This is a genomic window from Roseateles aquae (genome assembly GCF_032337115.1).
GTDB lineage: Bacteria > Pseudomonadota > Gammaproteobacteria > Burkholderiales > Burkholderiaceae_C > Roseateles_C > Roseateles_C aquae.
Genome location: NZ_JAVXZY010000012.1, coordinates 162151 through 172377 on the forward strand (window position 1 = coordinate 162151; position 10227 = coordinate 172377).

The 10227-nt window shown below is 66.3% G+C and carries 12 protein-coding genes; 5 read left to right on the forward strand and 7 right to left on the reverse strand.

The features are described from left to right. Nucleotides 1–39: 39 nt before the first annotated feature. Nucleotides 40–909, forward strand: coding sequence for a ParB N-terminal domain-containing protein (locus tag RQP53_RS22585; protein WP_315652968.1), 870 nt, complete (start codon nt 40–42; stop codon nt 907–909). A gap of 162 nt (nt 910–1071) precedes the next feature. Here RQP53_RS22585 and RQP53_RS22590 read toward each other — a convergent pair whose 3' ends face one another. Then, complete coding sequence (locus tag RQP53_RS22590) at nt 1072–1584, reverse strand: flavin reductase family protein (RefSeq protein WP_315652969.1); 513 nt, start codon at nt 1582–1584, stop codon at nt 1072–1074. 184 nt (nt 1585–1768) lie between these two features. On the opposite strand from RQP53_RS22590, the gene RQP53_RS22595 reads away from it, so the two are divergent. The 3 genes from RQP53_RS22595 (at nt 1769) to RQP53_RS22605 (ending at nt 4920) form a co-directional block, all read left to right on the forward strand. Beyond that, on the forward strand, nt 1769–2209 hold the full coding sequence (locus RQP53_RS22595) for a hypothetical protein (protein ID WP_315652970.1): 441 nt from the start codon (nt 1769–1771) through the stop codon (nt 2207–2209). 44 nt (nt 2210–2253) lie between these two features. Then, a complete protein-coding gene (locus RQP53_RS22600; RefSeq protein WP_315652971.1) occupies nt 2254–3858 on the forward strand; it encodes an AmpG family muropeptide MFS transporter in 1605 nt (534 codons plus the stop codon). Nucleotides 3859–3948: 90 nt separating this feature from the next. Continuing rightward, entirely contained in the window at nt 3949–4920 is a 972-nt protein-coding gene (locus tag RQP53_RS22605; RefSeq protein WP_315652972.1) for a M48 family metallopeptidase, read from the forward strand. A gap of 15 nt (nt 4921–4935) precedes the next feature. On the opposite strand, the gene RQP53_RS22610 is transcribed toward RQP53_RS22605, so the two are convergent. From RQP53_RS22610 to RQP53_RS22630, 5 genes are all read right to left on the reverse strand, one after another. Further along, complete coding sequence (locus RQP53_RS22610; protein WP_315652973.1) at nt 4936–5592, reverse strand: Crp/Fnr family transcriptional regulator; 657 nt, start codon at nt 5590–5592, stop codon at nt 4936–4938. 98 nt (nt 5593–5690) lie between these two features. After that, complete coding sequence (locus tag RQP53_RS22615; protein WP_315652974.1) at nt 5691–6377, reverse strand: helix-turn-helix transcriptional regulator; 687 nt, start codon at nt 6375–6377, stop codon at nt 5691–5693. Nucleotides 6378–6528: 151 nt separating this feature from the next. Next, entirely contained in the window at nt 6529–7170 is a 642-nt protein-coding gene (locus RQP53_RS22620) for an MBL fold metallo-hydrolase (protein WP_315652975.1), read from the reverse strand. A 538-nt stretch (nt 7171–7708) separates the two neighbouring features. Beyond that, complete coding sequence (locus tag RQP53_RS22625) at nt 7709–8035, reverse strand: TfoX/Sxy family protein (RefSeq protein ID WP_315652976.1); 327 nt, start codon at nt 8033–8035, stop codon at nt 7709–7711. Nucleotides 8036–8049: 14 nt separating this feature from the next. Next, a complete protein-coding gene (locus RQP53_RS22630) occupies nt 8050–8484 on the reverse strand; it encodes a hypothetical protein (protein ID WP_315652977.1) in 435 nt (144 codons plus the stop codon). 109 nt (nt 8485–8593) lie between these two features. Here RQP53_RS22630 and RQP53_RS22635 point away from each other — a divergent pair, with 109 nt between their 5' ends. Beyond that, nucleotides 8594–9016: a winged helix-turn-helix transcriptional regulator gene (locus RQP53_RS22635; RefSeq protein ID WP_315652978.1), complete on the forward strand. Its 423-nt coding sequence runs from the start codon at nt 8594–8596 to the stop codon at nt 9014–9016. 223 nt (nt 9017–9239) lie between these two features. On the opposite strand, the gene RQP53_RS22640 is transcribed toward RQP53_RS22635, so the two are convergent. Beyond that, nucleotides 9240–9863, reverse strand: a complete 624-nt coding sequence (locus RQP53_RS22640) for a tyrosine-type recombinase/integrase (protein ID WP_315652979.1) — start codon at nt 9861–9863, stop codon at nt 9240–9242. Between the last annotated feature and the right edge of the window lie 364 nt (nt 9864–10227).

Genomic DNA, 10227 nt, shown 5'->3' on the forward strand with positions numbered 1-10227 from the left:
CAATGCGCGCCCCGTCCCTGAGCCCTGCAGTCGCCCGCCATGAAGATCGTTGTCAACGAAGAACTCAAAGCCTATATCGATCCGCTGACCGCGGACGAACACGAGGCGCTGGAACGCAGCCTGCTCGCCGAGGGCTGCCGCGATGCGCTGGTGCTCTGGGGCGATGTGCTGGTGGACGGCCACAACCGCTACGGCATCTGCCAGAAGCATGGCATCCCCTTCGAGACGGTGCAGAACACGCGCTTCAAGTCGATCGAGGACGTGCATCTGTGGATGATCGACCAGCATCTGGGCCGGCGCAGCGTGTCCGACTTCCAGCGTGGCGTGCTGGCGCTGCGCAAAAAGGAAATCATCGCCGAGCGGCGTGAGCGCCTCTTGGCCAGCTCGGCCGAGGCCGCCGCGCAAGACCTGGCCCCGGCGCCAGAAGCCGCCGCTGACGCACCGCCCTGGGCCGCCGCTGCCGAGGCGCTGCCGCCGCCCGACCCGCTGAACACCCGCGAGGCGATTGCCCGCGCCGCGCGCCTGAGCGCCAGCCAGGTGCAGATGATCGAGAAGATCCACAAGCAGGCCGCGCCCGAGGTGGTGGCGGCGCTGAAGGCCGGCGAGATTTCGCTGAACGCCGCTGCCGCCGTCGCCACCCTGCCCGCCGAGGAACAGGTGGCCGCCGCCAGCGCCGGCAAGGACGAACTCAAGCAGGCCGCCAAGCGGGTGCGCGAGGCCAAGAAGAAGCCGCGCGATCCGGCGCCGGCTGAGGCGGCCGAAGGCGAAGAGGCTGCCACCGAAGCCGCCCCGGCTCAGCCGCTGGGCGAAAGCGAGGCCGAGGAGCTGATCCGCCTGCGCCAGCGCGTCGCCGAGCTGACCGTCGAGAACAATGTGCTGCGCCAGCAGTTGGCGGCCCTGCAGCGCTAGGGCTTTGGCCCAACCCGCTTTCGCCAGCATGGCATCAGTGCGTTTGGAAAGGCCCGCTGCAGCGGGCCTTGACCCTTCCAGCGAGGCTCGCAGATCCGGCTCTGCCGGGCTGCCGAGCCTGCCCCCTTGGAGGGGGCGCGCGTGAGCGCGTAGGGGGGGGGCTCAGATCGGCAGTTCGGTATAGAAGCGCCCACCGTGAAAGATCAGCGGCTGGGCCTCGGCACGCCAGCTGCAGGACTCGACCTCGCCGACGAAGATGACGTGGTCGCCTTCCTCGTACTGGCTGCGGTTGGCACATTCGAAGACGGCGGCCACACCGTCCAGCACCGGCGCGCCGCCCGCCCCTTCACGCCAGGACACGCCGGCAAAGCGATCAACGTCGCGGGCGGCAAAGCGCTGCGCCAGCTCCTTCTGCTCGGCCGCCAGGATGTTGATCGCGTAGTGCGAGCCGCGGCTGAACACCGGCATCGAGCCCGCGCGCTGGCTCAGGCTCCACAGCACCAATGGCGGCGACAGCGAGACCGAGTTGAAGGAATTGGCCGTCAGGCCGACCAGGCTGCCATCGGCGGCACGCGCGGTGACGATGGTGACGCCGGTGGCGAACATGCCCAGCGCGGAGCGGAACTGCAGCGCATCGAGCGGGTTGGCGGGCGCGGCGTGAGGCGATGGCGGCATTGACATTTGTCTATTGTCAGGCCGCCGGCAAGCCCGGCGGCCGTGTAGGCGTATTCGGCGCAGATCAAGGCAAGCTTGAATCGCCGCCAAATGAGGCGGCAATGCCCACAAGCTTTGCGTTAGCGCAGAACCGCGGCGGCGCCCGCGGGCTTCACTGGCAGTACTGAGTTGCCGGGAGTGCGCCATGCTGAGTTTGAATCTGCTGCCGACCGGCCTGCCGCCCTCCGGCCCGCAGGGCGAGTCCGGCCCGTGTGAAATGACGCTGCTCAATAGCGAGCGGCTGCAGGGGCGGCTGCAAGCCTTTCACGACGGCGATCTGGCGCTGGATCTGCAGCTGGCCGGCCAGCGCTGGCCGCTGTGTGTGCCGCTGAAGCAGCTGCAATGGCTGCGCCTGAGCCCTGCCGACGAAGCCAATGCCGGGCCGGACGAGCCCTCCAAGGCGGTGAGCGCCGGCGTGCCGGTCTTGCTCAGCGGGCCGGCCAGTCAGCCGCTGCGAGCCGTCTGTACCGCCGCGCGGCCGGTGCGCGACGGCGCATGGCTGGAGCTGCGCCTGAGCGATGGCCCGCCGCAGCGCTGGTTCATCCATGATCTGCCGCGGGTGCAGCTGCTGACCCTGATCGACTGAGCCTCGGCCAGGGCGGCAGCGCGGCGATCAATAGAATCCGCGCGATGTCAGCGCCTTCCGCCTCACCGTCCGCCTCCCGCGCCACCCCGCTCAGCCTTCAGCAGCGGCTGCAACGCGCATACCGGCTGGCCGTCGTCTGCCTGCTGGGCTTCTTCTCCGGGCTGCCTTTGGCGCTGACGGCGCAGGCCATGCAGGGCTGGCTGTCGGCTGAGGGGCTGGACATCGCGACCATCGGCTTTCTGAGCCTGGTGGGCATGCCCTACACCTTCAAATTCCTCTGGGCGCCCTTGATGGATCGCTTCGAGCTGCGCTGGCTGGGCCGGCGGCGGGCCTGGATGGTGATCACCCAGCTGGGCCTGGCCGGCGCGCTGTGGGCACTAGCCGCCACCTCGCCGGCCGCCGCCACGCGCGCCTTTGCGCTGCTGGCGCTCTTGGTGGCCTTTCTGTCGGCCTCGCAGGACGTGGTGATTGACGCCTACCGCACCGATCTGCTGCTGCCCGCCGAGCGCGGCCTGGGCGCCTCGCTGAATGTGATGGGCTATCGGCTGGCGATGATTCTGTCCGGCGGCATTGCCTTCATCTGGGTGGATGCGGCTCAGGGCGGCGGCTGGAGCTGGCCCGATGTCTACCGGCTGATGGCCGCGCTGATGGCGCTGGGCGCGTTGTGTTCGGCGCTGCTGCTGCCGCGCTTGCGTCAGGCGGCGCAGCCGCAGAGCGTGGCGCGGCACGATATCGGCGGCTTCATCGCCGTGGTGGCCGCAGTGGCCCTGGGCTTTGTGCTGACCGATCAAGTGATCGCCCCGGCCGTGCAGGCGCTGCTGGCGCCGCTGTGGGCAGGCAGCAGCCTGGCCGCCACGCTTCAGCGCAAATGGACCGATCTGCTGGTGCTGCTGGCCGGCATCGCGCTGACGCTGCCGCTGGCCGCCTGGGCGGCACGGGCGGCGCGCTTCGAGACCCTGCTGGGCGGCCTGCGCGACTACTTCAGCCAACGCGGCGCGGTGGCGCTGCTGGTCTTCATCGTTTTCTACAAGCTCAGCGACGCCTTTGCGCTGTCGCTGATGACGCCCTTCCTGCTGCAGGCCATGCACTTCGGATCGGCCGAGGTCGGCGTGGCGCAAAAGGTGTTCGGCATGTGGCTGTCGATCGGCGGCGCCTTGCTGGCCGGCACGCTGATGCTGCGCATCGGCCTGTGGCGGGCCTTGATGCTGTTTGGCGTTTTGCAGGGCCTGGGCAATCTGGGCTTCTGGTGGTTGGCCAGCGTCGGCGCCGGCCATCTGGGCAGCGTTACGGTGCCGGCCTTTGACTGGGTGCTGGTGCGGCTGGCGCATGGCGTTGAGGTGGATGGCGGGCTGCTGCTGGTGGTGGGCATCGAGAACATCACCAGCGGCATGGGCACGGCGGCCTTTCTGGCCCTGCTGATGAGCTTGTGCACGCAGCGCTTCACCGCCACGCAGTTCGCGCTGCTGTCGGCCTTTGCCTCGGTGGGCCGGGTCTGGGTCGGGCCGCTGGCCGGCGTGGTGGCCGAGGCCATCGGCTGGCCGAGCTTCTTTGTGCTGGCCGGGCTGCTGGTGCTGCCGGCGCTGGCCCTGCTGCTCTATCTGCGCCCCAGCATCCTGGCGCTTGAAGTTCCGGCGGCCGCCGCCAAGTAAGGGAGCCAGATCGGTACCGGCCGATCAGATGTCAAGAAAGCCGTTCAGAATCGCAACGAGAATTGCCGCCGAGACTCACACGCACACACCATGTCCCAGCGCCCCGACTCGACTATTTTTGACCCCGCCGCCGAGCCGCTTTTGCCCAGCGCGCCGCGGCATGGTTTTGGCCAGTGCGCCTGCCATGGCGGGCCGACGCGCCGCCTGTTCAGCGGCCTGCTGATCGGCGGTGCGGCGCTGGCCTCTCTGCCGGCGCTGGCGCGTGAAGGCGTGGAGGTGGGCGAGAACAGCAAGTTCACCAAGCTGGTGTCGGCCGAGCAGGTCGAGGCGGCGGCGCAGCAGCAGTACCAGCAGATGCTGCGCCAGGCCGCGCAGCAGCGTGCGCTGGCGCCGCCGACGCACCCGCAGGTGCAGCGCCTGCGCGCAATTGCCGATCGCATCATTCCCTTTGCACAGCCCTGGAACGAGCGTGCGCGCAGCTGGCGCTGGGAGGTCAATCTGATCGGCAGCCCGCAGCTCAATGCCTTCTGCATGCCCGGCGGCAAGATCGCCTTCTACTACGGCATCCTCGACAAGCTGCAGCTGAACGACGACGAGGTGGCGATGGTGATGGGCCATGAGGTCGCCCACGCCTTGCGCGAACACGCCCGCGAACGGATGGGCAAGACGGCGGCCACGCGGCTGGGTGCCGGGCTGATCTCCAGCCTGCTGGGTCTGGGCAATGTGGGCGACAGCCTGCTGAGCATGGGCAGCCAGCTGCTGACGCTGGAATTCAGCCGCTCCGATGAGAGCGAGGCCGATCTGGTCGGCATGGAGCTGGCTGCGCGCGCCGGCTACAACCCGGAGGCCGGCGTCAGCCTGTGGCAGAAGATGGGCGCGGCCAGCAAGGGTGCGCCGCCGCAGTGGCTGTCCACCCACCCGGCTGGGCCGACCCGCATCAAGGACATCGAGGCCAATCTGCCCAAGGTGCAGGCCCTCTACCAGCGCGCCGACAAGCCGCCGCAGCGCTTCGAGCCGGCCAAGCCGCTGCGCCGCAAGGACGGGCCCAGCGAAGGGCAGTAGTACGCAAGCGAAGGCCTACCAGCGCGCCGGCAGCGGACGCTGCAGCAGATAGCGGCCGGCGCTGGCGCGTTCCAGATAGCCGCCCAGCTCCAGGTCCTTCATCAGCTTGGAGACCATCTCGCGCGAGCAGCCCAGGCGCTGTGCCATCGCCTGGTGCGTCATCTTCTGTTCGCCGGCCTCGCCCTCCAGCAGCGCCTTCAGCCGGCCATAGACATCGTTGAGCGCCAGCTGCTTGGTCGACAGCGTGGCCGCGCGGGCCCGGCGTATCACCTTGGCCAACAGCTCCAGCGCAAACTCGGGATGGGCGGCGATGTGATCGAGGATGCTGGCCCGCGTCAGCATCACGCAGCGGCTGGCCTCCTCGGTGATGACGCTGGCCGAGCGCGGCCCGCCGTCCAGGCTCATCTCACCCACGTATTCGCCCGGCCCGTAGCTGCCATAGGTGACCTCGCGGCCGCGGCTGTCGCAGCCATAGGCACGCAGCCGGCCGCTCAGAATCAGGTAGAGGCTGTCCCCCTGGCCGCCTTCCTCGATCAGCAGCGTGCCGCGCCGGTAGCTGCGCGCCTGGCCACGCTCAGCGAGGCAGCGCAGCATCGGTGTTAGCGACTGCAAAGCAGGGTCTGCGGCTGCGCCAAGCGCGTCGAGACCGAGCAACTGGGGCGTGTTCTTCATCGCTTCGCCTTGGTTCTTGTGATCCGGATGGGCGCATCACGGATTCGCTGCGCTAGCGAGCGATGGTAACCAGGCCGGGGCAGGCCCGGCAAGCTGGATCAGTACAGCTCCATCCGCAGCGCCGACATCAGCGGCGGCAACACGGCCAGCTGGCGTTGCAGCTCACCGATGCTTTGTGCGCCTGACTTGGCGCGAATGCTCTGGATCTGCGTGCGCACCGTGGAAATCGCCACGCCTTGCTGCTCGGCCACCTGATTGGGCCGGGCGCCCTCGGCGAGCAGCTTCAGCACCTCGGTCTCGGCCGGCGTCAGGCCGTAGCGCAGCGCAAACCACTGGGCGGCCAACGCGGCGCACAGGTGGCGTCGCTCCAGCACCAGCAGCACGGCAGCCTGATCGACATCGCGGTTCAGCGGCACCACCACCACATTGGCGCAGTCGTCCACCCCGCCCAGGCGCAGCAGACAGCGCCGCCCCTCCACCTCGGCCTTGCACAGCGCCTCATGAAGCGGCTGCAGGTCCTTGGCATGGCGGGCCCGCAGCCGGCCGCCGATCAGCTGCAGCGGGTGCTGCGGGTCCAGTGAGTGCCGCGCGGCCAGATTGCTGTGCAGCACCTCGCCGCTGGCATTGACGAGCAGCACGCCATAGTCCAACTCTTCGAGCACCAGGCTGAGCCAGTGGCTGCTCAGTGAAGTGACACGACGCCGCTCGCTGCCGAGGTGGCGCGGGAGCGTGAACTCATGCTGCGCCTGGCACGGCGCGGACTCGATGACAGCTGATGACCACATGGCAGTACCCCCTGAGCAATGCGCCGCTGTGCGCGGGCTTGGTATGGAGCAAAGCTTAGGGCGGGGTCATCCTCAAAGGCGGTGAATCTTGGTCTGTGCGTTTGTGAACTATTCACCTTGCGCCGTCACGGCCCAGCCATGCGGCGCCCGCTCAGCCCTGGCGCACAAAGGGGTTGCTGCGCCGCTCGACGCCAAAACTCGATTCGGGGCCGTGACCGGGAATGAACACGGTGTCGTCGCCCATGGGCCAAAGCCGCTCGCGGATGGAGGCCAGCAGCTGCGCGTGATTGCCGCCCGGAAAGTCGGTGCGGCCGATGCTGCCGGCAAACAGCACATCGCCGACAAAGCAGCGCTTGATCACGGCGCTGTGGAACACCACATGGCCCGGCGTGTGGCCCGGGCAGTGGCGCACGGTCAGCGTCTGGCGGCCGATCTGCACCTCGTCGCCATCGTCGAGCCAGCGGGTGGGCGTGAAGCCCTCAGCCGGTGCAAAGCCGAACATCTGCGCCTGCTGCGCCAGCCCATCGATCCAGAACTGATCGCCCTGATGCGGCCCGATGATGGGCAGGCCCTGCTCGCGCGCCAGCTGTCCGGTGCCGCCGGCATGGTCGATATGCGCATGGGTCAACCAAATCGCCTTCAGCGTCAAGCCACGCTTTTGTACCTCGGCCAACAAGCGGGGCAACTCGCCACCCGGATCAATCAGCGCCGCCTCCTGCGTCTCATCGCACCAGACCAGCGAACAGTTCTGGGCGAAGGGGGTTACCGGAATGGTGTGGTAGCGCAGGGTCATGTGAAAGGAGGAGGCTGAGAACAAAGTTTCGAAGTTACTGGCAAATTATCGAAGTCTTGGGGGAAGGGCGACCGGGCGTTGAGGCCAATGTTTCGAAGCTTGGTGTTGCAGTTGGGAAAGCCGCGGCTTGGACGGGCCTGGCGGCGTGTGTCGTGGCGTGGTTGGGGCTGGCGAGGGCTGACTGCTATAGGCTGGTCAGAGACGTTCGTCATTGGGCGACGAATGTCGGCGTCCACAGCAAGCGGTCATAGGGTCCGTCGGCGATTGGCCGACCGGTCTACACCCCGAACCGGCCGTTCGGCACGGAACGAGGGTACGGCCAAGTATCAGCAGCTATTGAAGACCGTCACTGACTGCTTGCGATGGCAGCTAAGGGGCACTGTCGACCCACAGCAGCCGGACGCATGTCCTGGCAGCGGACGCTCAACTCGGGCTGTGAAGACCGTTCGACCCCGTTTGCCTTTCGGTTTGGCGCGGCTCGATCCGGGGAGCGTAGGTTCGCAGCGATCGCCGAGAACGTAATAGGTTGAGCGCGAAATTACTTTGGTGGGAGTGCGGCCACATAGCGTGCCGCCAGTTCAATCCACGCCTCGAGAGCAGCACCGACGCTTTCGTTGGCGTCCACCCAGACAAATCCCTTCATGGGCCGGCCCGTGATATCCATCCGTCGAGCGCCAGGCCGCGACAGGGCATCGGCCTCCTGGAGCGCGCCCACCCGGAACATGAAGCGGCCGACTTCGACGCCGCACAGCATGTTGCCATTGAGCATCCAGCAATAGCCCCCGAACATCTTCTTCTCCACCACTCCCGCTCGCTGCTGAAGTGCCTCGCGCATGCGCGCGGCCAAGTCCGGGTCGAATGGCATGGTGCGCGCTGAGATCAGGCGGAGGTTGAGGCTGCGGACTTTGGCTCGCCAAGTCGGCACGCCAGGGCCAGCAGCGGTGCGACGACCGCGAACTGAATGGCCGTGAAGCAGGTTTCCAGTGCGATGAAATCGGGCACCGAGGACATCCGGTACTTTGCCGCAACGGGCAGTACGGCAAACGACCAGGCCATCACGCCGAAGATGCACCCGAAGGCGAGTGCACCGCGCTGCCAGGTCATCCGTGTTGAAGGAAACAGCCGCGGGAATGCCCAGGCAAAGAACAGCGCCTGGATCACCATCGAGGCCAGACCCAGTGGGATGATCACATCCTCCCGGTACATCTCGAGCTGGTGATAGCGGTCAGCAAAGATGACCAGATGCCAGAAATAGCCCAAAGGAAATGTCGGCAGCAGGTAGGCCAGAACGGCCAGCCAGTAGGACTTGCGCATGAACGGATCTCCTGTGGAGGCGGCCTGCATGCCAGGCAGGTTGATAGGCGCGCCAGTCTAGCAAGTCACTTGCAAAAAGCAAGTGACATGCGATGATCGATGTCGACCCATGTCCAAGCGCGCCGAACCTCTCCCGTCCAGATCAGGTTGCCCGATCAGCATCGCATTAGAACTGCTGGGTGACGCCTGGTCGCTGCTGATCGTTCGCGACCTGATGTTCAAGGACCGCCGGACCTTCAACGACTTCCTCCACGGCGGGGAGGGTATTGCCTCCAACGTCTTGGCCGGGCGCTTGCGCAAGCTGGAGGCCGCGAACATCATCGAAAAGAAGAATGATCCGGAAGACGCGCGCCGATATATCTATCGTCTATCGCCTAAGGGCATCGACTTGGCGCCCGTGCTGGTTGAACTCGTGATCTGGGCCGCACGTCACGAGGACACCGACGCGCCGCCAGCCCTCGTCCGCCTCATGCGCGAGGACAGGGAGACATTCTTGGCCGACGTGCGGCGGAAGTGGCGCAGCAGCAAGTGAGGACCTGATGCGCTTGTCTTCGAGGCTTGCTCGGGCTTGGAAAATTCAATGAGCGGCGCACAGCAATATTCGGCACGCCGAGCGGTTGTCCGCTTCCTGGTACCAGGGCGAATGGCGGCTCATGGCCGGGAGTGCCAGCTCAGCCGGGCACCACACAGCCGAAATCTAAGGCGGCTGCGCCGACAACACGGTCGGTCAAGCGGCGGAGCCGCGGTCGACGACTTCAGATTTCCGTCTGTTCGGAGATCTCCAGGGCATCATCAACCTCGATGCCAAGGTACCTCACCGTCGACTCCAGCTTGGAATGTCCAAGCAACAGTTGCACTGCGCGGAGATTCTTTGTTCGCCGGTAGATCAGCGTTGCCTTCGTCCGCCGCATCGAGTGCGTCCCATAGTCGGCACGGTCAAGACCCAGTTCGTCGACCCAGTGCCCGAGGATCCTGGCGTACTGACGCGTGCCGAGATGCGGCGAGTCGTGAAGCCGGCTGGGGAAAAGGTAGTCCTCGGCCCTCAGGCCCGCCTGCTTGATCCATGCCTGCACGGCGTCTCGAGCGGCCTGCGTAATCTCGAACTGGACGGGGCGCTGGGTCTTGTGCTGGACCACGATGGCGCGTTTAGCTACCTGGTCGCCGTGGTAGACGTCACGGACCTTGAGGCCGACCAGATCGCAACCACGCAGCTTGCTGTCGATGCCGAGATTGAAGAGTGCCAGCTCGCGAACCCGGCCTTCCATCTGTAGTCGGACGCGCAGGGCCCAGATGTCCTTGAGCTTGAACGGTGCCTTCTGCCCAACCAGCTTGCCCTTGTTCCACGGCTCGCGATGAACGGCGTTAGCTTCGTTGCCCATGATGGTCTCCCATCGAGTTGAGGGCCTATCAGGATGCGCCGGGAGCCGGAGGTCGGCTTCGAAGTGACCCGTCGGGCTGGCGAACTCGGCCAGGAGTTGCCATTTGCCGACGTCCATTGACTAGCGCATCTGAACTGAGCAGTTGATCGACCCGTCTGTTTAAATGTTGGGCAGAAATATCTAACGATCTGTCCATCAAATAGTTAGGCCTCTCGAACATCTGCCATGGACATTAAGGAAGAACTGAATCGCCCCGGATTTCGAGGAGGCTCCAACTCTGGAGAATGGAGCCATGAAGAAGTCCCCGAAGTTTTCGCCTGAGGTGCGCGAGCGCGCGGTGCGTATGGTGCTGGAGCACCGCGCA